Here is a 24,226-nt window from a genome sequence, read left to right on the forward strand (position 1 = left end):
TTCTATTCTTAATTTTAATAACCACTGAACAAAAATTAAGCCGAAAATATAATTTGGGATTAGTATAATTATCAATAATGTTTGTAACAGTTTTGTTTATAATTATTACTTTTAATAGCTAGATATATAGACGAATAGGAGGACAAATAGGATTTGAAAACTTAATCAAAATTCCGTCAATTGTATTGAAAGATTTTTTGTATTTGTTTTAAGTAATTTAGTATTTAATATGTAATGATAATTTGTTATATTTAACACTTATTAGAAATTTATGAGTATGATTAAAGACACACCTTCCTATGACGATTTACTCCATAAAATTGAACAGCAAGAATCAGAAATAAATCGATTATTAAAAAAAGAAACATCTATCAATAATTTTGATTTCTATCAAAAAGGAACTCAAGATTTAGTTTGTATTGCTGGCTTTGATGGTTTTTTTAAAGAAATCAATCCCGCTTTTTCAAGAATACTGGGTTATACGGAGGATGAACTATTGTCCAATCCAATTTTGTCATTTATTCATCTGGATGATCATGAAAAAAGTGCACATGAATTAGAACTTTTATCTCGAGGACAGTCTGCTATTAATTTTGAAAACCGCTACATAAAAAAAAACAAAGAAGTTGTTACCATTCAATGGAGTATAACTTCATCTCCGTTAAATGAGTATGTCTATGGCATTGGTAGAGATATTTCAGAAATAATGAAAAATCAAGAAAACTTAATTTCTGCTGAGAAGTTACTAAATGAAGCCCAAAAAATTGCCAAGATTGGGAGTTGGGAATTTGATTTAAATACTAAAAAAATGATATGGTCTAAGGAATTATATTCGATTTATGAAATCGAAATGAAACCAGATCAAAACTTGTTTCAGGAGTTTTTAAATCTTTTTTCAAAAGATGATGTTGCTTTTTTTGTAAATAAAGTTGATCAAGCTATTGTAGATAAAATGCAATTTGAAGTGGAACAAAGTGTCATTTTATCAAATAATAAGGAGAAATGGATATATGCAATTGTAATTCCCTTGATTGATAGTAATGGAGATGTTTATGGATTACGCGGAAATACACAAGATATTACTCTAAAGAAAGAAATTGAAGAAGCTATAAAAAATAAAGAAGCCTCAGTAGTAGATTATAAACTAAAATTAATTGAAGAAGAAAGCAATGCTAAGTTTAAGAATTATATAGAGAATGCGCCTGATGGAGTTTTTGTTATCGATCAGGACAGAAATTATATAGAGGTAAATCAAGCTGCATCCGCGTTAACAGGGTATTCTGAGCAAGAACTTTTAAAAATGAAATTTGGAGATTTATCCGCAAAAGAACATGCAGATGCTACGTTGCAAAAATTTCGTTTTTTGGAAGAAACTGGTGCAATTAAAGGGGAAATTAAAATCATTCATAAAAATGGATCGGAAATATTTTGCTTTATTGATGCTGTGAAACTTTCTGATCATCGATTTTTAGGCTTTGTGAAAGACGTTACTGAGAACAAAAAAGTACAAGAGAAAATTATTCAAAGTGAAAAACGGTTTCGTACTCTGGTAGAATATAATGATGGAATTATTACCGTTTTGGATAAAGACTTGAATACTATCTTTAGGAGTCCTTCTTCATCTCGTATTACCGGATATTCAGATGAGGAGTTTAAAAGAATAACTAATACAGCATATTACCATCCTGATTGTTTGGAGTATGTGAAAAAAATGATTCAAAAATCCCTAGATAATCCCGGAATACCATTAGACATTGTTTTTCAAGTAAAGCATAAAAATGGAAATTATATTTGGCTACAAGGAGTTTTAAATAATAGGATTTTAGATCCTAATGTAGGAGGGATTATTGCAAATTTAAAAGATATAACTGAGTCCAAAATTGCACATGAAATAATAGTAAAAGAGAAAGATAAATTTGCTAAAATTGCTCAAACCTCACCAGGATTAATCTATTCCATGCGTCAAAATAAAGAGGGCGTCTTTTCTTATCCTTATGCGAGTAATGTTGTTGAGGAAATCTTTGGTTTTACTTTTGAAGAGATTACGAATGATGCAGATAAAGTTTTTAAACTCATTCATCCGGAGGATAAAGATTTTGTTATGCAAAGCATCAATACAACTAAATCAGAACTAATTCCTTTGAAAGGGGAATACCGTTATTTTCATCCCACAAAAGGAATGGTTTGGCATGAAGTAAATTCTTTGCCCGTAGTGGAGCCAGAAGAATCAGTAATTTGTCATGGAATTATTACAGACGTTACCGAAAGAGTTTTGGCTAAACAAAAAATCATTAAAGCCAATCGACTTTATTTATTCATAAGCCAAATCAATCAAATGATTGTTCGTACTACTAATCAAGAAACCTTGTTTAAAGAAGCTTGTACTATAGCAGTCAACATAGGAAAGTTTAGAATGGCATGGATAGGACTAATAGACAAGAGCACGCACAAAGTATACCCAGCTATGATTGCTGGCGATGAGAATGGCTATTTCTCTAAAATAAAAACGATTTCAATTGATGATGAACCTGGAGGCAGAGGTCCGACTGGTCTTGCAAGTAGAGAGGGTAAATCTATTATTTGTAATGATATTGAAAACGATTCAAAAATGCTTCTCTGGAGGGAAGAAGCATTATCACGAGACTATTTATCTTCAATGTCAGTTCCAATAAAAAAATTCGGAAAAGTAATTGGAGCTTTTACTTTTTATGCAAATGAGAAAGGCTTTTTTGATGATGAAGAAATTGCTTTATTAGAAGAAGCTACTGATGATGTGGCTTTTGCATTAGAAAATTTTGAAAAAGAAGCTTTACGTAAAAAAGCTGAAGAAGCTATATTTGAAAGTGAGCAAAGATATCATACGCTAACAGAAGTTTCTCCAGTAGGAATTTTTCGCACCGATGCAACCGGTTATACCACTTATGTAAACCCGTATTGGTGCCAAATTTCTGGATTGTCTTTTGAAGAAGCTATAGGTAATGGCTGGTTTCAAGCGGTTCATGAAGACGATAGAAAAGAATTATTTGAAGGATGGGAAAAAGCTTCAAAGAAACAAGAAATATCTTTTTCGGAGTATCGTTTTGTTCGACCTGATGGATCAATAGCTTGGGTTATGGGTCAAGCCATTCCTGAAAGAAATATTAGAAATGAGATTGTAGGATATATAGGTACTGTAACTGATATTACTGAACGCAAGATTGCTGAAGATGAAATCTTAAGAGAGAAACAATTATCAGAAACGATTATTAATAATCTTCCAGGTCTTTTTTATCTGTATGAAAACTCAGGAAATTTTATAAAATGGAACAAAAATTTTGAGTCCGTGAGCGGCTATACTGCAGAAGAAATAGCTCAAATGGAAGCGATTGATTTTTATGATGAGGATTTTAAGGAAACGATACGAAAAAGAATAAAGACTGTGTTCGAAAAAAAATCACCAGGAATAGAAGTCGAATTGTTTACAAAAAATAAAGACAAAATACCATATTATATTAATTCTCATGCCTTTGATTACAAAGGCAAGCACTGTATTTTAGGAATGGGATTGGATCTTTCGGACATAAAAAAAGCGGAAGAAAAAATGAAAGTTGCGAACCAAAGGTTTGAAATGATTTCTGCAGCCACTAATGATGCCGTTTTTGAAGTTGATTTATTGACAGGAGAAAGTTGGAATAATAAGAAATTTGTTGATCTTTTGGGTTTTGGTAGTGTTGAACCTAATGGAGTAAAGAATACGGATATATGGCGGTCCAAAGTTCATCCTGACGATAAAGAAAGGGTTATAAAAAATCTTGAAGATTCTTATGCTAGTTCCGTAAGTTTTTGGTCAGATGAATTTCGTTTTCAAAAAGCGGATGGCAGTTATGGTATATTTTACGATAGAGGAATAATCTCCAGAGATGAAACTGGTAAAGCGATTCGATTAAATGGAGCCATGATTGAAATCACTGAATTAAAAAATATCAAGGAACAATTAGTCAATAGTGAAGAGAAATACAAGAGTCTTATAGAACAAGCTTCGGATGCTATTTTTATTAATGATATTTCCGGGGAGCTACTCGAAGTAAATCAAAGTGCTTGTGATATGCTTGGGTATACTAAAGAGGAACTTTGTACAAAAAACGTAACAAATTTATATACTAAAGAGGAACTTGTTACTAGACCTATAATGTATAAGGAATTAATAAATGGAGAGCAAACGTTGATTGAACGTAATATGCTTCATAAGAATGGCAGTTTTGTTTCTGTTGAAATTACCGCTAAAATGATAGTAGATGGTCGAATAGTTGCTATTGTAAGAGACGTAAGTGAACGTAAAAAAATAGACGATGAGTTCAAGAAAATGCATAAAAAGTTAGAAGCCATACTTGGTGCTATTCCTGATTTGTTGTTTGAAGTAGACTTGAGCGGTAAAATTTATAATTATCATTCGCGTCGTAATGATTTATTGGCTGTGCCTCAAGAAGTTTTTTTAGGGAAAACATTTGCAGAAGTATTGCCAGCGGATGTGTCTAATATAATCTTATCAGCAATCAGTGAAGCTTTAGAAAAAGGATTCTCAACAGGAAAACAGTATTCATTACAATTGGAATCTGGTACACACTGGTTTGAACTTTCTGTAGCACCTATGCAGGAAATCATGGATCATGAAATCCATTTTATATGTCTTTCTAGAGATATTACAACAGCTAAAGAATCTGACTTCGCGTTCTTTAAAAGCGAGGAAAGATACCGAGGATTATTAAATAACCTTGATGCAGGTATTGTGGTACACGCATCCGATACTTCAATTATTGCTAATAATCAAAAAGCGGTAGAATTATTAGGACTAACTTATGATCAGATGAAAGGAGTTACAGCTTTAGATCCAGCTTGGAATTTTTTGAATGACGATAATTCTGTAATGCAGTTTGAAAGCTATCCTGTAAATCAAATTGTAGCAACTAAACAGGTTATTAAAAATTTCATTCTTGGGGTTAATAGACCAATGTCTATGGACGTTGTGTGGCTTTTAATCAATGGCTTTCCAGATATAGATGCTAATGGTAATATTAATGAAATTGTAATTAGTTTTATTGATATCACGGAGCAAAGAATGATGGAAATGGAGCTAATAAAAGCCAAAGAACAGGCTGAAAGTGCTAATAAAGCTAAGACGGATTTCCTAGCTAATATGAGTCATGAAATACGAACTCCGTTAAACGGGATAATTGGATTTACGCATTTATTAATGAAGTCTGATTTGAAGAAAAATCAAGCAGAATACATGACTACAGTTAACGAATCAGCAACATCGTTAATGGAAATTGTAAATGATGTTCTGGATTTTTCTAAAATAGAATCGGGGAAATTAGAGTTGGATATTGAAAAAGTCAATCTTTATAAATTGACTAATCAGGTCATAGATTTGTTTAAATTTCAAGCAAAACAAAAGAAGATAGATTTAAAACTTGATATCGATAAGAAGGTTCCACAATATATTTTGGCCGATTCTGTACGATTGAAACAAATACTGGTAAATCTATTGAGTAATGCGATAAAATTTACCAATTTTGGAGAGATAAGATTGGATATTAATGAGATAGGTGTTTCAGATAAAAAATGGTCAACCATAGAGTTTTCAGTAAAAGATACTGGAGTTGGAATAAAAACCGATAATAACGAGAAAATATTCAATTCATTTGTTCAGGAAGACAATTCTACCAATAGAAAATTTGGTGGAACAGGATTAGGATTGGCTATTTCAAATCAGTTATTGGCCTTGATGGATAGTAAATTGCAACTAATTAGCAAATATGGTGATGGAAGTAATTTCTTCTTTGTAATTAAAGTTAAAAAGGCAAATCATAAAAAAAATGCTGAAGCATTATTTGCTAAAACGATTCAAGCGGACGCTGCTACACCTTTAAACACTTTAAGTGGTAACAAAGTTTTAATTGTTGAAGACAATAAGATTAATATGCTGTTGGCCAAAACATTAGTCAAAAGAATTATCTCTAATTGTACTATTCTGGAAGCTAAGGATGGAAATGAGGCCGTTGAACTTTATAAAAAAGAGCAACCAGATGTGATTCTAATGGATATTCAAATGCCAAATAAAAATGGATATGAAGCGACAGATGAAATTAGGCAATTAAAAGATTCTGGAAACATTCCTATAATTGCAATTACCGCCGGAATAATGGTTGGTGATAAAGAAAAATGTTTTGAAGCCGGAATGAATGATTACTTGCCCAAACCTATTATTCAATTGGATTTAGAAAAAGTATTATACAAATGGTTGAGTAAAAGTTAATTTCTATTTTTAACAAAGTATAAAAAGGTGTTCTATTAATGTTCACCTTTTTTTATAATTTTTTTGTAATTATGAGAGAGTAAGAGTTGTGTTTTTTATAGAATGTTTATCTATTTATTTTTATTGTTTCTTGTTAAAAATTCATATATTTATTATATTTAACGAGGTTTTTTGATTTGTTTTAGTTAATTTATTTTGATTAAAAACAATATGGCGTCAGTAAATATTGAAATGTCAAGTTAAGTTTGATACTTAATATTAATTTAATTCGAAAAAAAAACAACAATTGTTAAAAATAAAATTTAAAATTTCAACTATAATTTTGAAGCTAAAATCTGATTCAACTAATAATATGATGGAAAAATTCTAATTTTGAAATGATAAAAAAGATAGAATTAGCCAGGGGGAAGGTGAAATTCTTGATTAGATATTATACGGAAGTACATGTTTTACTAATTAAAGTGATTTGTGAATAGTTGCTATTAGAGTATCAGCAGACAGATTTACAATTAGATGAATTAAAAAAATGTATTGAAATTATTTTTTTAGGGTGCAATTCGGTATAAAAAAAAATAGTTTTGTTTTAATCCAAGAACCTACCTTGGTGCCATTTAAAACAATACCACACAATACAATAAAAGCTATTGTAGCTTATATAATTTCCTCCACAAAAGAACTTGTAACGAAAAAGTTGCTCATTCGATTTTTTTATCGAGCAAAGTAATGTGTCTGAAATAGATACTAAAAGAAGAATAAGTAGTTACAAAATCTGAATATTTCCTTTCAGATTCAAGAAGAATAGTAAAAGAGTTCACTATAAAAGCTATGTGCTGCATGTTAGTTTGGCTTTTATTCTTAATCACAAAAATTAAGTTTTGTAAATGATATAGCAGTACACAAGTAAAAGTGTTAAATTTTCAATTGTCAGAAAACATAAAAAGTATTTATAAAAATAGTACATATGGAAAATATTGAGAATAAGGCAGGAGATTTCCAACAAAAAAAGCATTCAATAATTGATTCAAAATTTCCAGAAGTGGATGCATTAAAACTAATCCATGAATTAGAAATGCATCAAATAGAATTAGAGCAGCAAAAAGAACAACTTATTTTAGCCAAAGAACAAGCTGAAATTGCTACGAAAAAATATACTGAATTGTATGATTTTGCTCCTTCAGGGTATTTTACATTAACAAACTTAGGGACAATTGCGCAACTCAATCTTACTGGATCTAAATTATTACAAAAAGACAAATCAAAATTGATAAACAGTCAATTTAGTGATTTTATCTCAGCTGACACAAAGTTACTCTTCGATAGATTTTTAGATTCTGTTTTCAAAAAAAATATAAAAGAATGTTGTGAAGTTAAATTACTTTTAGATAATAATCGTACCATAAATGTATATTTAACAGGTGTTTTGACTGAAAATAGTACCGAAGTTCTAATTGCTGCAGTAGATATTACGCAGATAAAGTTGACTAAATCTGCTCTTAAAGAAAGTGAGGATCGGTATGGAGAATTATTGAACAACCTAGACATTGGTATTATCTTGCACAACAAGGACACTTCAATCATTTTTTCTAATACTAAAGCTTCTCAATTGATAGGCTTGAATAAAGATCAGATGAATGGCAAAAGAGTTTTTGATCCTATTTGGGACTTTATAGGTGAAGATAATAACTATTTGGATCAAGAGAATTACCCAGTAAACCAGATTCTAACTCATAAAACCTCTCTTAAAAAAACTATTATTGGAATAAAAAAAAGAGAGGATGAATCCATTCAATGGTTTTTGTTAAATGGTTTCCCTGTTTTTAATAGTGATGGAGAAATTACCCAAGTAGTAATTAGTTTTATTGAAATTACGGAGCTAAAAAAATTAGAAATTGAATTGATTCAAGCAAGAGATCAAGCCGAAGCAGCGAATAGAGCTAAATCGAGTTTTTTAACTAATATGAGTCACGAAATTAGGACTCCTTTGAACGGAATAATTGGATTTACAGATTTGTTGATGAAAACAAAGCTGGATAAAAATCAGACTGAATATATGAATACCGTTCATGAATCAGCTACTATATTAATTGATATTATCAATAATATTTTAGATTTTTCAAAAATTGAATCGGGTAAATTAGAATTGAATATTGAAGAAGTTAATCTTATTGAACTGATTCATCATGTAATAGATATTTTTAAATATGATGCAGAATTACGCAAAATAGATTTATTATTAAATCTGGATAAAAATGTTCCGAATTATGTTTTCGTGGATTCTGTCCGATTGAAACAGATTCTTGTAAATTTAATTGGTAATGCAATGAAATTTACAAAGGAAGGCTCTGTTGCTTTAAGTGTTAAAACTGTAGCTACAGAAAATGAAAATCAATGTCGTTTGCAGTTTTTGGTTAAAGACACTGGTATTGGCATAAAAGATGAAAATCATCAAAAAATATTTCAATCGTTTGTCCAAGAGGACAATACGATTACGCAAAAATATGGGGGAACAGGTTTAGGATTAGCGATTACAAACCAACTTTTAGCTTTAATGAACAGTACTTTAGAACTGAACAGTCATTACGGAGAAGGAAGTACATTTTTCTTTACAGTTGCATTAGCTAAATCAAACCATGAAAATAATTTAGAATATTTAGATTGTAATCTTGAAAACGAAGAGGAATCGCTCAAGATCAAAAATGTTTCAAATAAAAGAATATTAGTAGTTGAAGACAATAAAATCAATATGTTATTGATAAAAACATTACTTAAATCGATTCTTCCGGGAAGTATAATACTCGAAGCTTCAGATGGAAAAAAAGCAATCAAATTGTATAAAAAAGAGGAATTAGACCTTATTTTAATGGATATTCAAATGCCACACAAAAATGGTTATGAAACTACCACCGAAATTAAAAAACTAAAGAAATACAATAATATTCCTATAATTGCACTAACTGCCGGAATTATGTTAGGTGAAAAGGAAAAGTGTTTAGAATCAGGAATGGATGATTATCTTTCGAAACCAATTATACGATCTGACTTGGAACAAGTGCTTTTTAAATGGTTAAAACTTAAAAACTTTGTAGTCAAATCCATCGTTTAGATTTGTATTCCAGCTTTTTTAAACCAAATTTTTTGATAGCATGTTTCTTTAAATGTTCAATCAATTCCTCTACGGAGTCAGTCACAAATAACAAACTCATATCTTCGGGGCTGATACTTTCATTTTGCGACATCACTTGAATATGATGACACAATTCTTTGTGGTATTCAGTATCAAATATTACTATCGGGAAATTATTAATTATTTTGTTTTGAATCAGAGTTAATGCTTCAAATAATTCGTCAAGCGTTCCAATTCCTCCTGGCATAACTACAAAAGCATAGGAATACTTTACTAGAATCACTTTTCTCACAAAGAAGTACGGAATATAGATCCATTTGTGTAAGTAGGGATTTGGTTTTTGCTCAATAGGAAGCGCAATATTAGATCCTACAGAATATCCTCCTGCTTCATAAGCCCCTTTATTTGCAGCTTCCATAATTCCAGGACCACCTCCAGTCATTATTGTAAACCCTAGTTTTGCTATTTCGGCACCAATTTTTTCGGCATTTTTATAATGTTCGGTTTCTGGGCCAAATCGCGCTGAGCCAAAAACAGTAACACAAGGACCAATAAAATGCATTTTTTGAAAAGCTCTTATGAAGTTGTATTGGACTTTGAAAATAAAAAATAAGTTTTTTAATCGTGTCAAAGGCTCTCTTACAAATAAAGATTCGGATTTTGAAAGTCTATATTGGTGTGGCTTTTCCATAGTGAGACTAAGTTAAGAAAATAATAGTAATTTTTAAAAGTTATAAGACGAAACTAAAATATCACTTGAAAAAAACTATACTGCTTAAACTCAATAATTTTATCCTAAAAGAATGGTAATCATGTAAATAATAGTAGCTATTTATTGCTCTTTTCCAAAACAGTTTTGATAATTTCCTCTTTGGATAGTACACCAGATTGTCTCCATAATTGTTTTCCATTTTGAAATAAAATCATAGTAGGAACGCCACGAACCTGATATTGACTTGAAATTTGTTGGTTTTTGTCCACATCAATTTTAATGATGGAAACGGTATCACCTAAGCTGTCTTTTACTTCTCTCAAAATGGGACTTAGCATTTTACAAGGTCCGCACCATGTGGCAAAAAAGTCTATTAAGACTGGTTTGTCTGAATTGATAATCGTATCAAAATTACTCATCTTTAGTGTATTTATTGTTAGGGATTGCACAACCATTAGAACCACAACCTAAATTAAAAACGACCTGAATGAAGAAAAATAGTCCAAATCCAATGAACATCCATTCTTTCAAAATATAGGCTTGAGCAAATAAAAATAAGGCAAACACCAGACGAACCCAGCGCATAATATGCCAATTTGTAAATAATAATGCTTTCATTTCTTTTCGAAAATAGGAAATTAGTTATTGGTTTGTTTTTTTGATTAGATACTTCTCGTCATAAGAAATAACCTGTTGCAATGCTTCGATTGCTACTTCATTTTTGCTGACAATCAGTACTTCATCAAAATTAGTGTTCATGCTCACATTTATAATTCCCTCAATTTCCAGCAGTTTTTTTGTGATGGTTTTCATACAGTCACTGCATGTAATTCCTTCAAAGTCATAGTGTCTAACAGCAACTCGAGCGTTCTTTTTCAGTTCGAATACTAATTCTGAGTTCGCTCTTGGAGCAATTGAATTTGGACATACTTCCATTTTTAAAATATCAAAAGCTCCTTTGAAAAGCATTTCATATTCTTCTTTGCTTCCGCCAAAAGGTGGTCCAGATTCAAACGTTCTATTAAATAGTAATCCCGCCAGAATTCCTTCTTCTGATAAGAGTTGGTGCATTTTCCAAACATATTTTTGACGCATACTAGGTGGCAAGGCACAAAAAAATGTTTGTTCAATAATTACATCATATTTTCCTTGATGTTCAAAGAAATCACCCAGTATAATTTGAATGTTAGTATTGTTTTTGAATTTTTCTTTTAGTTTAGCAACTGCAGTTGGTGCAATATCGATAACCGTAATAGCAGTAAAGCCTTGTTCTAGAAGATATTCTGCCTCATAACTGTTGCCACAACCAGGAATCAAAATCTTACAATTTTTATCTGAAATAGTATCTATATACGTTTGTAATGGTGGCGCTATTGTGCCTAAATCCCAACCAGTAGTTTTGGCCTCATATTGCGATTCCCAATAGGATGCATCAAGTGGTTTTTCACAAGAAGTGATACAGCATTTTAACTCAGACATTTTATACTTTTTTTCGGGTTGAAATTCCAAACGGAGCATATAAAGGGCAAAAGCTCACAAAACTAGTTAGTAAAAAAATAAAGGCAAATAGTCCTAAAACAAGCGCTAGAGTACCGCTGATTGTATTCGTAAAATACAGTATGGCTACAATTGCTGCCAATACGATACGAATAATTTTGTCTGTTAATCCCATATTTTTTTTCATTGTACAGTATTATTTGGTTGTCAATTATTTTAAAACTTTACTTTGGCAAACGAAATCTGTTTTTGGAATATCTGTTTTTGCAATAGCATTAAAGCCGCCTTCAATTTCAGTAAAATTTCTAAAACCACGAGCTTCCAGTATCGAAGCCGCAATCATGCTGCGGTATCCGCCTGCACAATGTAAGTAAAAATGTTCTTTTGGATTGATATCTTTTATCCAGTCATTTATTGCCGCTAAAGGCTTGTTGTAGGCCTCATCGATGTGTTCAGCGCAGTATTCACTTTCTCTACGGATATCGATTATTAGACTTTCACCAATTTTAACTTCTTTGGCCAATTGTTCGGCTGTGATTCTATTTACGATATCAATTTCTTTTCCAGCTTTTGTCCAAGCAGCAAAACCACCTTCTAAGTGCCCGATTAGATTATCAAAGCCCACGCGACTTAAACGCGTAACGGTTTCTTCTTCTTGCCCCACTTCAGAAACTATTAATATGGGTTGCTTCACATTGGCAATCAAAGCACCAACCCAAGGTGCAAAATCACCATCAATTCCAATATTTATGGATTGAGGAATAAACCCTTTAGCAAATTCCCCATTTTTTCGGGTGTCTAAAATTAAGGCTCCAGTTTCTTCGGCAGCCACTTCAAATTCTTCTGGAGATAGCGCACGCATTCCTAAGTGCAATACGTTTTCAAAACTGTCATATCCTTTTTTATTCATGGCCACATTCATACCAAAATAGGCTGGAGGAGGCAATAAACCTTCAGTAACTTCTTGTATGAATTCGGCTTCAGTCATGTTGGCACGCAAGGCATAATTTGTTGCTTTTTGGTTGCCAATAGTAGATACGGTTTCTTTACTCATATTTTTACCACAGGCACTTCCTGCACCATGAGCCGGATAAACAATGACATCATCTGCCAGAGTCATAATCTTGTCTCTTAAGGAATGAAATAGGATACCTGCTAATTGTTCTTGTGTTAGGTGTGCCGCTTTTTGTGCTAGATCTGGTCTTCCTACATCTCCAATAAACAAAGTATCTCCCGAGAAAATAGCATGATCTTTTCCGTTTTCATCAATCAATAAAAAAGTAGTACTTTCCATGGTATGTCCAGGAGTGTGCAATACTTTTATTTTGATGTTTCCAATAGAAAATTCCTGTCCATCATTAGCAGAAATACATTCAAATTCACAGGCTGCATTTGGACCATACACAATAGGAGCGCCAGTTGCTCGGCTTAAATCTAGGTGGCCAGAAACAAAATCAGCATGAAAATGAGTTTCAAAAATATATTTTAAAGTTACATTATCTCGTTCTAATCGGTCTAAATAGGGTTGTGTTTCTCGTAACGGATCAATAATAGCTGCTTCACCATTTGAGGTGATGTAGTAAGCACCCTGTGCTAAACATCCCGTATATATTTGTTCTATTTGCATGATTGTGTTTTTTAGTTGTATAGTACAAATGTACTTCTGTTTTTTAGGATAAAAAGTGACAATTGTTACATTCCATTTTTTTTTAGTTTAAGAATAATTCTTTGATAATAATATAAATTCCCATCACTAATACAAACCAACCAAAAGCTGGTTTAAGTTTTGCACCATCAATTTTTTTAGATAAATAAGTGCCTATAAACATTCCAATGATGGCAATGATCGAAATGGTAAAAAGTAGTTTATAATCAATAGAGATGCCTTTAAAAACGTCTCCGCCAAAACCAATAAATGAATTAATAAAGATAATCAATAATGAGGTGCCAATGGCTTGTTTCATAGGTAAATTTGCAAAAAAAAGTAACGCTGGTATGATCAAAAAACCGCCTCCAGCTCCAAGGAATCCAGTCACAATCCCAATGATGAATCCTATGATTCCTAGCTGTGTATAGTTTGTTGTAGGTGGAGTAGGAATGTTTTTTGTTTTGCGAATCATCGCTACAGCGGCAGCAATCATGAGTACTGAAAAAACTATCATAATCAGAAAGTTTTTTGATACTTGATAAGAGGCGATTGAAAAAATGGTGGATGCTATTTTTGGAAAGATGACTTCTCTGACAATTAGGATAGAAAAAATCGAAGGAATAGCAAAATATAGCGCCGATTTAACTTTAAGATTTCCCATTTTATAGTGACTGATACAGCCAAATAAGGAAGTAATCCCCACTATAAACAACGAGTAGCTAGTGGCAATTTCTGGATTTATTTTGAAGAGATAAACTAAAATAGGAATAGTAAGTATAGATCCTCCACCTCCAATCAATCCTAATGAGAGTCCAATAATAATTGAAGCAACATAGCCTAAATATTCCATTTTAATTTTTTTTGAAATTCCAGTTATAGTTACAAAAAATGGATTTCATTGACCTGATTTATTTTAAAAGTTCAATGTTGTTGCGATGTAAGGAAACGATACCACGTTGTTCCATTTTTTTTAACAAACGTGAAACTACCTCTCTTGAGGTATTCAACTCGGATGCGATTTCCTGATGTGATAGCTTCAATTCTTTACAACCACAAGCATCGGCATGTCGTTTTAAATAAAATTCCAGTCGCTCATCCATTGCTCTAAAAGCAATGCTGTCAATAACTTCTAATACTTCTTCAAAGCGACTGCGATACGAACTAATGACAAATTCATACCAACTGCGGTGTTGCATCATCCACTTATCCATTAACGGAAGTGGAACCATAATCAATTCAACATCTTCAACTACTTTAGCCATTATTTGGCTTTTCTCGTTTTTGGTAGCACAAATCATAGAAATTGCACAAGCTTGTCCAGGTTGCAAATAATACATGAAGAATTCACCACCATTTTCATCCTCACGATAAATCTTTATTTTCCCACTAATTACTAAAACAGTGTTTTTGATGTACTGCCCAGTTCGTATAATAATTGTTCCTGCTTGATAGGAATGAATAGTTGCATTAGCATCTATTTCTTTCACTAAATCATTGGAAAATGAAGGAAAATTTTTTTTTATAGGATCAAGCATTTTTGAGTCTTTTTTCAGTCGTTTGTATTGTAAAAGTAGTTTAAAAAACTGGAAAAGCGCGGGTAATTTTTTGACTTTTGACAAAAGGAAAAGACTTTATTGATTTTATTTTGTTTATATATTTCCTATGGATTTTATAGGCTATTTTTCGTAAAAATTAAGGTCTATTTTATAGTTTATTGATAGTTAATGTTTTGCGAAAACGTTTTCTTATGAATATTATCCAATTAACAAACAGAGCCTTTATTGTTAGCTAAAATCTTTGTATTTTTACAAAAAACATCACTATGAATTTAACACAAGAAGATTGGGTTTCTCAATTTGAAACTGACGAAAACGCAGTAATTTTAGACGTGAGAACCGAAGCCGAATTTAACGAAGGAATTATAGCTAATGCCATTAATATCGATATCCATTTAGGACAAGGTTTTATCGCTGAGATTGAAGCATTAGACAAAACCAAAAACTATTATGTGTATTGTCGATCCGGAATGCGAAGTGCAAAAGCCTGTGAAATTATGAACGAGCTGGGTTTTGAAAATGCCTATAATTTAATGGGTGGTATTATGGAATGGGATGGAGAAGTAGTTGCTCCATAAAATTAAAAAAGACCAACTAGGTTTTGTTTATTTAAAATTTAAAGATAATATACTTGAGTATGAATGTAATACCAGAAGAATATCAAATTAGTACATTGTTAAATCAAGATACGTATTTAGTTGACGGAGAATTAAAAAAATGGACGGGTCAGACCACTCCAGTTTTTTCAACGATTTCATCTACAGAAGAATATGGCCCAACTATATTAGGTTCAATTCCTTTTATGGGTGAAGCGGAGGCTTTGGAAGCAGTCAATGCAGCCAGTGCAGCGTATAATAATGGTCAAGGATTATGGCCTACGATGAAAGTGGCCGATCGTATAAAGTGTATGGAAAATTTTGTTACACAAATGAAAACAACCCGCAAGGAAGTTGTTAAATTATTGATGTGGGAAATTGGAAAATCATTGGGTGATTCTGAAAAAGAATTTGACAGAACAGTAGAATATATTTACGATACAATCGACAGTTTGAAAGAATTAAACAGCCGAAGTGCTCATTTTTCTAAAGTGCAAGGAATAAATGCCATGGTTCGTAGAGGACCGCTTGGTGTTGTTTTATGCCTTGGGCCCTATAATTACCCGTTGAATGAGACTTTTTCGTTGCTGATTCCTGCTTTGATTATGGGGAATCCTGTGATTTTTAAACCTGCTAAACACGGTGTGTTGTTAATTTCACCTTTATTGGAGGCTTTCAGAAGTAGTTTTCCAAAAGGAGCCATCAACATTGTGTACGGCCGTGGACGTGAAGTGGCTTCGCCAATAATGAAATCTGGGAAAGTAGATATTTTGGCTTTAATCGGAAACAGTAAATCAGCAATTGCATTACAAGATCAACATCCTAATAAAAACAGATTGCGTTTGATATTAGGTTTGGAGGCAAAAAATCCTGCAATAATCCTTCCGGATGCCGATTTAGATTTGGCTATACAAGAATGTATTGCGGGTTCTTTATCCTTCAATGGACAACGTTGTACGGCTTTGAAAGTTTTGTATGTGCACGAGTCTATTGCAGATGAATTTAACAAGCGTTTTGCTGCCAAAGTAGACGCATTGGTTTTTGGAAATCCTTGGGATGCAGCTGTTTTTTTAACGCCTTTACCAGAAAAAGAAAAACCAGCATACATTCAGGAATTAATTGATGATGCTACTAGTAAAGGTGCTTCGATAATCAATGAAAAAGGAGGAAAGCATTCGTCAAATTATATTTTTCCTGCAGTATTATACCCTATAAATAAAGAAATGAGTGTGTATCACGAAGAGCAATTTGGTCCTGTTGTCCCTATTATTTCTTTCAAAGACATTCAAGAGCCTTTGAACGATATGGCCGAATCAAATTACGGACAACAAGTGAGTTTGTTTGGAAAAGACATTAAAACAATTGCGCCGCTTATTGATGCTTTGGTAAATTTAGTGTGCAGAGTAAACTTGAATAGTTCTTGCCAGAGAGGACCAGATGTTTTCCCTTTTACAGGAAGAAAAGATTCGGCAGTAGGAACATTGAGTATCCACGATGCCCTGCGTTCCTTCTCGATTAGAACCTTTGTTGCCTCTAAAGACAATGAGTATAACAATGCTATTTTACAAGAATTATTGAGCAGTAAAGAATCTAATTTTATTAATACCGATTATATTTTGTAATCTCTTTTTAATTAAAAATTTAAGTCGTCTCGTTTTTCGTGGCGGCTTTTTTTATGGGATTGAGTTTGCCAATGAGATTTTTATGCTGAAAAAATTATGTAATACGTCTAAGTCTTTTTAAATATTTTCATTTTCAATGTTTTACGGGAAACCGTAAAGCATTGAAAATGAAAATATTTAGATTTGTTGGTATAGATTAATTTAGGGTTAGTTATCTATCACATTAGCAGAAGTCATTTAATGGCACGAAGCCATCCAAAAAGGAGGGATTAGTGCCACTTTATGGCTGGTAATACAGAATCTAGAATCTTTTTTAAGATTAATGAACAAGTTTTATTTAGGTATAATCAGTCTGCAAATCAAACTAAAAAATAAAAAAAGGTGATCCGTTGCCAGATCACCTTTTCAAACAAATTATAAATTCTAATATTAAACTAAGTCGAATCGGTCTAAGTTCATCACTTTAGTCCAAGCTGCGATAAAGTCTTTTACAAACTTTTCTTGAGCATCACCACAACCATAAACTTCGGCAAGGGCTCTCAGTTCTGAATTAGAACCAAAAATAAGGTCTACGCGAGTTCCAATCCATTTTAATCCGCCTGCAATACGATCGCTTCCTACAAAAGCATCATCTGATTCAGAAACAGCTTTCCATGTTGTACCTAAATCAAGTAGGTTTACAAAGAAGTCATTTGTAAGTGATTCTGGGCGCTTTGTGAAAACACCGTTTTGTGATTGGTCAAAGTTGGTATTTAGCACACGCATACCACCAACAAGGACCGTCATTTCAGGAGTAGTCAAGTTCAGTAATTGTGCTTTATCTACTAACATTTCTTCTGCAGAAACAGTATATTTTGTTTTAACATAATTACGGAATCCATCTGCTTGTGGTTCAAGAACTGCAAATGATTCTACATCTGTTTGTTCTTGCGAAGCATCTGTTCTTCCTGGAGTAAAAGGTACAGATACATTATGTCCAGCATTTGCTGCAGCTTTTTCAATTCCTGCGCTACCACCTAAAACAATCAAGTCTGCAATTGAAACTTGTTTGCCATTAGATATAGTGCTATTAAATTCATTTTTGATATTCTCCAATTTACTCAATACTCTCTCTAATTGAGATGGATTGTTTACTTTCCAATCTTTTTGAGGTTCTAAACGGATGCGAGCACCATTTGCGCCACCACGTTTATCAGAACCACGGAAAGTAGATGCTGATGCCCATGCGGTCGCTACCAATTCAGATACAGATAATCCTGAAGCAAGAATCTTTGCTTTAAGTGCAGCTATGTCTTGCTCATCAATTAAAGGATGGGTAGCCGCTGGAACGGGATCTTGCCAAATTAATTCTTCAGCAGGAACTTCTGGACCCAAGTAGCGTGCTTTTGGCCCCATATCTCTGTGGGTTAGCTTAAACCAAGCTCTAGCAAATGCATCATTAAATTCTGTTGGGTTTTCAAAAAAGCGTCTTGAAATTTTCTCATATATAGGGTCAACTCGTAAAGACAAGTCAGTAGTCAGCATAAAAGGTTGGTGGCTTTTTGAAGGATCGTGTGCATCTGGTACTGTGCCTGCCCCTGCATTGCCTTTTGGTTTCCATTGGTGTGCACCAGCTGGACTTTTAGTCAATTCCCATTCGAATCCAAATAAATTTTCGAAGTAGTTATTACTCCAAGTTACGGGTGTAGTTGTCCAAGCACCTTCTAGACCGCTAGTAATCGTGTCATCTCCATTTCCGGTTCCATAGGTATTTTTCCACCCTAAACCTTGCTCTTCAAGAGGCGCTCCAGCAGGTTCTGGACCCACGTATTTATTTGGATCTGCAGCACCATGAGTTTTTCCTAAGGTGTGTCCTCCAGCGATAAGCGCTACAGTTTCTTCGTCATTCATCGCCATACGCGCAAAAGTTTCACGAATATCACGGGCAGCTAATAACGGATCAGGATTGCCGTCAGGACCTTCTGGGTTTACATAAATAAGACCCATTTGTACCGCAGCTAAAGGGTTTTCTAAATCACGATCACCCGAATAGCGACTATTTGGAGTGTTGCTAAGCGCTAACCATTCTTTTTCAGAACCCCAGTAAATATCTTCTTGTGGCTCCCAAACATCTGCGCGTCCACCAGCGAAACCAAAAGTTTCAAAACCAGCCGATTCAAGTGCGCAGTTACCTGTTAAAATCATTAAATCAGCCCAAGAAATTTTCTTGCCATATTTTTGTTTAAGTGGCCATAACAATAAGCGAGCCTTGTCTAGATTTGCATTATCAGGCCAACTATTTAGTGGCGCAAAACGTTGCGTTCCAAAACCTGCACCACCACGACCATCTGCAATACGATATGTACCTGCACTATGCCAAGCCATTCTAATAAAGAAAGGCCCATAACTACCATAATCAGCAGGCCACCAATCCTGAGATGTAGTAATAACATCCATAATGTCTTTTTTCAAGGCCTCAAAATCCAAAGACTTGAATTCTTCAGCATAATTGAAATTTTCTCCCATCGGATTAGAAAGAGAGGAGTTTTGTCGTAAGATATTTAATTTTAACTGATTTGGCCACCAGTCACGGTTACTAGTTCCGCTACCAGCGTTTTGTTTTGGTGCTACTCCACCTGAAAACGGACATTTGCTTTCACCGTTGACATTGTAGGATGTTGAGCTTGGATTTGTGTTATTTTCCATAGTATGATTGATTTTTTATTTACTTAAAGCGAATTTACCAAAAAACATTCGTACCTGTTTTTATTTCTAATAGATAAAAACTATAGTTGTTTGTGGTATTAGTGATGTATAAATTTACTAAAAATGTTTAATTAAATGGATATCAATTCATTTAGATGTTATCTAAATACATTTAGTTTATAGTTTCGTGTGAATCACATTTGGTTTTGTATTTTGAAGTGTAGTGATATCTAAAAAATAAATCACAATTTATTATTAAATCTTAGCACTCCTTAAAGCGGTTCACAGTAACTTTAGCAAAAAAAAATATATGAATTCATTTGAAGATAAAAATAATACAGACCAAAATACAGTAACTTCTGAATTTGAAGCTTGGGTTGGGATTTTATATTCTTGTATCAGTGCGGATAGCCAAATTACAGAATCGGAAAGGGCGTCATTATCTAGATTATTGTATTCTAAACAGAAGTTTTCTGGAATTGATATTGCGCCTCTTTATGTAAAATCATCGCATTTAAGAGCAGAACTAGGGCAATTAAAGTACATTTCTGCTTGTTGTGAACTTATTAACGAAGCCGATAAAGAAACTGTATTTGCTTTAGCTTTAGAGGTGTTACTCGCTGATGGGATGTTAGAAAAAGAAGAAAAAAATGTGATTGAAGTTTTGTCAAACCATCTAAAAATTGATGCGGCAATGACTAGTAAAATAATTGAAGTTATTTTCTTGAAAAATAAAGGCAACATAAAAGGGATATAAATGACGATCTCATGCTGAATTATAAAATTTTAAATGAGTTTTATTAAGCAGATCATTATCATACTGCGAAGAATGTTTTTCTATCTGAAAGACTCTTTTTTATGGCATAACTACTTTATATTAAAAATATTGCGTAATTTAGAATGTTAGAATTGGTGCAATTTTTAAAACTGAAATGTTATCAAAAAGAAACTAAAAAAAGCAACTAAAAAGTTACACGAAAGGCTGCATCGAGAACCGTTAATCACGCATCCTCGATTGAAGTTTGTTCCTAATATTGTGCTCAACTTAATTAGCTGTGTTATCACATTTGCAGTGGTAGGAATGCTTTTGTATTTACTGTTGAATTATTTGATAGTGAAATTTTATCACTTAGATTAACAAGGTTTTAAAAATTAAAATTGACTATACAGTTAATCGTGCTCATGTTTGTTTTGTTGATGATGTAATTTTTATTGCCATAAGTTTCCCTTAAATTGTATTTGTGTACATACAACAGTTGTGCGTCAAAACCTTTTAAGAGTCCTTGAAATACATATCGAATATCAGCATTTGTTTGCAGGTAGGATGGTAAACCATATTTATTTAATACAACATTTTTTACATCCGGTAAATCAAAATAGCCTACAGCGAGTTGTGATTTGAATGTTTTTTTAGGATGGTTATATTGTATTTTTGCCATTAGTGCATTTACATCACCAAAACCTTCATTACGTTCCCGTGGCATAAACGTATAAAAAGGATCTCGTCCCCATTCTCGGGGCATTAAATACCGTCCATTAGCAGTTATTCGGTTGTAGTTCAAGGTAACTTCTATTTTTTGATTTTGCCAGCCTAATCTTCCTCCAAAAGTTTGAGAATTGCCATTTTTTTCAAAATAAGTTTTGCTGGGATCTTCATTTCCTCCAGAATTCAGTGCGTTTTGGTATATCGTCTGAAAACCGAAAAGTAATTTTGAGTTTGGATTTAAATCGTATTTATAGTCCATTTGGAGCAATGCCGAATTGAATATATTTTCTGCGTATTGATTCCATAATAGTGCTTTTAGATTTTTTATGGATTCATTTTGTACACCCATAATATAAATTCCGTTGCTATCTAAATTCCCTGCATAATCAGATTTAGATCCATCAGGATTTACGCCATTTGGATATATTCCGATGGATTCACCGATTTTAAAATATTTCAGTGTACTCCGTGGGGAGATTCCGTAGAGATATCCCAAATTGATTTTAGTCTTTTTGATTTCATTATAATCTACCCAAATTCCGTTTACTTCCGTTGGACGCATTCTGCCGTCTTGCAGGTTTATAAAGGACGTATTGAGCAGTTGTTTTCCGAGAGTTATAGTCGAATTTTTATAATTGTATTTTAAATATAATTCTTCTAACCGACTTAGATTGTCTTTGTTTGATGGGTTTTGAATGTCAAAAAGTGCCACTTCATATCGATTGGACACATTAGTAACAGGATCTTTTTGAGTAAAATCAGAAGATCCAATATTAAAAATATAATAGCCGCTGACGCCAAATTGAAAATTATGAAATTTAGCAGTCTCAAATTTTACGCCTCCGCCAAGTGCATTCGCATGATAATCAGATAAGCCACTTTCATTGTTGGTAGTCATGAAAATATAACGAAAATGACCATTGAAGTTTCCGTTTTTGAAAGCATGTAAAATCGATGTGGAATCAATTTTTTCATTACTTTTTTCTTTCCAAACGCTCGGCTTGTCTGAGATTTCTTGATGTTGCGCTATTGTATTTATGGTAAAAAGGAGGGAAGCAAGAATATATATTACAGCGAAAAAATTTTTCATTTTTGAACGTTTATATTTTCAACAAAAATAATCTCATCAATCTAAATGGGAAGTAACTTTTATCACATTAACCCAAAAAATAAAGCCGAATGTTTTAAGCATTCGACTTTATGAATTTTGACTTCTTTCCTTAAATATTATCTAAAAGTATAATCGACACCAGTAACCTGTGATAACAGCGTTTCCGGAGCATCCAGAATTATCGCATTTTTTTGCGGAGTAGGAGTAACTGGAGAATTTTGCTTTAAATACTCTTTCATCACCGAATGTAAAGTTGCATTAGTGTTTTTGGCATCCACAACGCCTTTCATTCTGCAAAGCATGTCTACAGGATCGCCGTCGCGTTCACAGGCCATTATGGAATACATTTTTTCAGGATCTAACGGTATATTTTTCACGGTTATACTTTGTACTCTTTTATCCATTTCTGCAAAAGCATTAAAGCGCACTTCCATTCCCTTGAATTTTACGACCCAGCCACCAAAACGTTTTGAAGCGTCTTGCGCAAAAACATTATTTAATTCTTTTTCTAGCCAGTTTTTCAGTTGCTTTCCGGTTACTTTTGCAGTTCGCACAGTGCTGTCAACAGGTAACATATCAAAAATAAATCCATTTGTGATAGGAATATTTCCGGTTTGATTAGGAGTTATTTTTGGTGGACAAAAACGGAATCCGTTAGAAAGATTAATATCTATGTCTGGAAATTTCCAGTTTAAAGCATTTAAAATCATCGTATCAATTGGATTTTCTACCACAAAATAACGGTACAAAGGAATCGTGCTGTAACCAATAACCTGATTGATTTTTTCTTTATAAATAGACTCTTTTTCTATTAATAATTTTTCAATTGCAGCATCCGGTTTTATTTTTGGCGAATCAACTTCAAGTAGTTCATAGTTATCTTCAATTACTTTTCCGTTTAAAATTGTCAAATCTAATTTTCCAATAAACGAACCAAAAGCTCCCGGTTCCACCACTTTTGAATATTTACATACTATAGGTTTTCGTACTCTTTCGTGCGTGTCGCCTCCTAAAATATAATTGACACCTTCACATTCCGGTCGGTTTGCCAATGCTATTTGTTGTGATAAACCCAAATGTGCAATTATGATCACATAACTGCATTGTTCTTGATTTCTAAGCACATCTACATAATGAGCCAGATTTTCTTCGGGATTGGTATATAAAATTCCTTTGCTGTAATTTGGACTTTGTCGCAACGGCACCAAAGGATCGGTGTAGCCTAGAAAACCAATTTTTGCTCCTGCAATATGCCAAATAGTATAGGGTTGAAAAATAAGTTCGCCTCGTTTTCCGTCGCCTAAATCATGGTACATATTGGTACAAATTTTTGGAGCATCTAGAGAACCCAACAATGTTTGCATTTTTCTTTTTCCGTAAATTACTTCCCAATTTCCCGGAAGATATAAGTCGTAATTCAACGCATTTAAAATGGGAACAAAAGCTTCACCTGTTGTTTCAACGCTTAATTCGCTACCCTGAAACATATCGCCAGTGTCAATGATATAGGTGTTTGGGTTTTTCTTTTTTAACTTTTTAAGCATCGTTGCCAAATATGCGTAACCGCCTGTTTTTCTAAAAACTACTTTGTCATTTTCCCAAAACAACTCATCATGTGGATGAATTTGGCAATGTACATCTGTAGTTTGAAGAATGGAAATCGTTTGGGGTTTGCTGCGATCAATTGCTGCATCCAAGTTTATTTCTTCCGTCTGAGTTGTATTTGCAATAGCGGAAATAGGCGAAATAATAGCAGCACCCAGACCTAATGTCCCAACTGATTTAAGGAAATCTCTTCGGTTATTGCTCATGGTTTTAGTTTTTTTGATTCATAGCAAATTTTACAGCAAAAACTACAGCTAAATTGTGTCGCTAGATGCAAAATATAGTTACA

The 24,226-nt window shown here is 33.1% G+C and carries 16 protein-coding genes; 5 read left to right on the forward strand and 11 right to left on the reverse strand.

The window, feature by feature from the left end; all coding sequences use genetic code 11:
* The first annotated feature begins 277 nt into the window (after positions 1 to 277).
* On the forward strand, positions 278 to 6,295 hold the full coding sequence (locus V5J73_RS05940) for a PAS domain S-box protein (RefSeq protein WP_338648274.1): 6,018 nt from the start codon (positions 278 to 280) through the stop codon (positions 6,293 to 6,295).
* Positions 6,296 to 7,256: 961 nt separating this feature from the next.
* Positions 7,257 to 9,398, forward strand: coding sequence for a response regulator (locus V5J73_RS05945; RefSeq protein ID WP_338648275.1), 2,142 nt, complete (start codon positions 7,257 to 7,259; stop codon positions 9,396 to 9,398).
* Here V5J73_RS05945 and V5J73_RS05950 read toward each other — a convergent pair.
* The 8 genes from V5J73_RS05950 to V5J73_RS05985 form a co-directional block, all read right to left on the reverse strand.
* Entirely contained in the window at positions 9,382 to 10,110 is a 729-nt protein-coding gene (locus V5J73_RS05950; RefSeq protein ID WP_338648276.1) for an LOG family protein, read from the reverse strand. The two genes, V5J73_RS05945 and V5J73_RS05950, sit on opposite strands and share 17 nt — an antisense overlap.
* Before the next feature lie 137 nt (positions 10,111 to 10,247).
* On the reverse strand, positions 10,248 to 10,550 hold the full coding sequence (gene trxA, locus V5J73_RS05955) for a thioredoxin (RefSeq protein WP_338648277.1): 303 nt from the start codon (positions 10,548 to 10,550) through the stop codon (positions 10,248 to 10,250).
* Positions 10,543 to 10,749 carry a hypothetical protein gene (locus V5J73_RS05960; RefSeq protein ID WP_338648278.1) on the reverse strand — a complete coding sequence of 69 codons (207 nt, stop codon included), beginning with the start codon at positions 10,747 to 10,749 and terminating at the stop codon, positions 10,543 to 10,545. The genes trxA and V5J73_RS05960 overlap by 8 nt, the downstream gene beginning before the upstream one ends.
* 24 nt (positions 10,750 to 10,773) lie before the next feature.
* Positions 10,774 to 11,610 (reverse strand): methyltransferase domain-containing protein, encoded by an 837-nt coding sequence (locus tag V5J73_RS05965; protein WP_338648280.1) that lies wholly within the window; start codon positions 11,608 to 11,610, stop codon positions 10,774 to 10,776.
* Between the two features lies 1 nt (position 11,611).
* Positions 11,612 to 11,815: a YgaP family membrane protein gene (locus tag V5J73_RS05970; protein WP_338648281.1), complete on the reverse strand. Its 204-nt coding sequence runs from the start codon at positions 11,813 to 11,815 to the stop codon at positions 11,612 to 11,614.
* Between the two features lie 24 nt (positions 11,816 to 11,839).
* Positions 11,840 to 13,255 (reverse strand): MBL fold metallo-hydrolase, encoded by a 1,416-nt coding sequence (locus V5J73_RS05975; RefSeq protein WP_338648282.1) that lies wholly within the window; start codon positions 13,253 to 13,255, stop codon positions 11,840 to 11,842.
* An 82-nt stretch (positions 13,256 to 13,337) separates the two neighbouring features.
* Positions 13,338 to 14,126, reverse strand: coding sequence for a sulfite exporter TauE/SafE family protein (locus tag V5J73_RS05980; protein WP_338648283.1), 789 nt, complete (start codon positions 14,124 to 14,126; stop codon positions 13,338 to 13,340).
* A 58-nt stretch (positions 14,127 to 14,184) separates the two neighbouring features.
* The gene (locus tag V5J73_RS05985) at positions 14,185 to 14,811 is read right to left on the reverse strand and encodes a Crp/Fnr family transcriptional regulator (RefSeq protein ID WP_338648284.1); all 627 of its coding nucleotides are present in this window, start codon (positions 14,809 to 14,811) and stop codon (positions 14,185 to 14,187) included.
* Positions 14,812 to 15,098: 287 nt separating this feature from the next.
* Here V5J73_RS05985 and V5J73_RS05990 point away from each other — a divergent pair, with 287 nt between their 5' ends.
* Together V5J73_RS05990 and V5J73_RS05995 are read left to right on the forward strand one after the other, a co-directional pair.
* A complete protein-coding gene (locus V5J73_RS05990; RefSeq protein WP_338648285.1) occupies positions 15,099 to 15,410 on the forward strand; it encodes a rhodanese-like domain-containing protein in 312 nt (103 codons plus the stop codon).
* 59 nt (positions 15,411 to 15,469) lie between these two features.
* A complete protein-coding gene (locus V5J73_RS05995; protein ID WP_338648287.1) occupies positions 15,470 to 17,050 on the forward strand; it encodes an NADP-dependent glyceraldehyde-3-phosphate dehydrogenase in 1,581 nt (526 codons plus the stop codon).
* A gap of 429 nt (positions 17,051 to 17,479) precedes the next feature.
* Here V5J73_RS05995 and katG read toward each other — a convergent pair whose 3' ends face one another.
* On the reverse strand, positions 17,480 to 19,735 hold the full coding sequence (katG, locus tag V5J73_RS06000) for a catalase/peroxidase HPI (RefSeq protein ID WP_338648288.1): 2,256 nt from the start codon (positions 19,733 to 19,735) through the stop codon (positions 17,480 to 17,482).
* 310 nt (positions 19,736 to 20,045) lie between these two features.
* Here katG and V5J73_RS06005 point away from each other — a divergent pair, with 310 nt between their 5' ends.
* The gene (locus V5J73_RS06005; protein WP_338648289.1) at positions 20,046 to 20,492 is read left to right on the forward strand and encodes a TerB family tellurite resistance protein; all 447 of its coding nucleotides are present in this window, start codon (positions 20,046 to 20,048) and stop codon (positions 20,490 to 20,492) included.
* Positions 20,493 to 20,880: 388 nt separating this feature from the next.
* Here V5J73_RS06005 and V5J73_RS06010 read toward each other — a convergent pair whose 3' ends face one another.
* Together V5J73_RS06010 and V5J73_RS06015 are read right to left on the reverse strand one after the other, a co-directional pair.
* A complete protein-coding gene (locus tag V5J73_RS06010) occupies positions 20,881 to 22,311 on the reverse strand; it encodes an OprD family outer membrane porin (protein ID WP_338648291.1) in 1,431 nt (476 codons plus the stop codon).
* Between the two features lie 137 nt (positions 22,312 to 22,448).
* Positions 22,449 to 24,143, reverse strand: a complete 1,695-nt coding sequence (locus V5J73_RS06015) for a bifunctional metallophosphatase/5'-nucleotidase (RefSeq protein WP_338648292.1) — start codon at positions 24,141 to 24,143, stop codon at positions 22,449 to 22,451.
* Between the last annotated feature and the right edge of the window lie 83 nt (positions 24,144 to 24,226).

Source organism: Flavobacterium sp. KS-LB2 (assembly GCF_036895565.1).
GTDB lineage: Bacteria > Bacteroidota > Bacteroidia > Flavobacteriales > Flavobacteriaceae > Flavobacterium.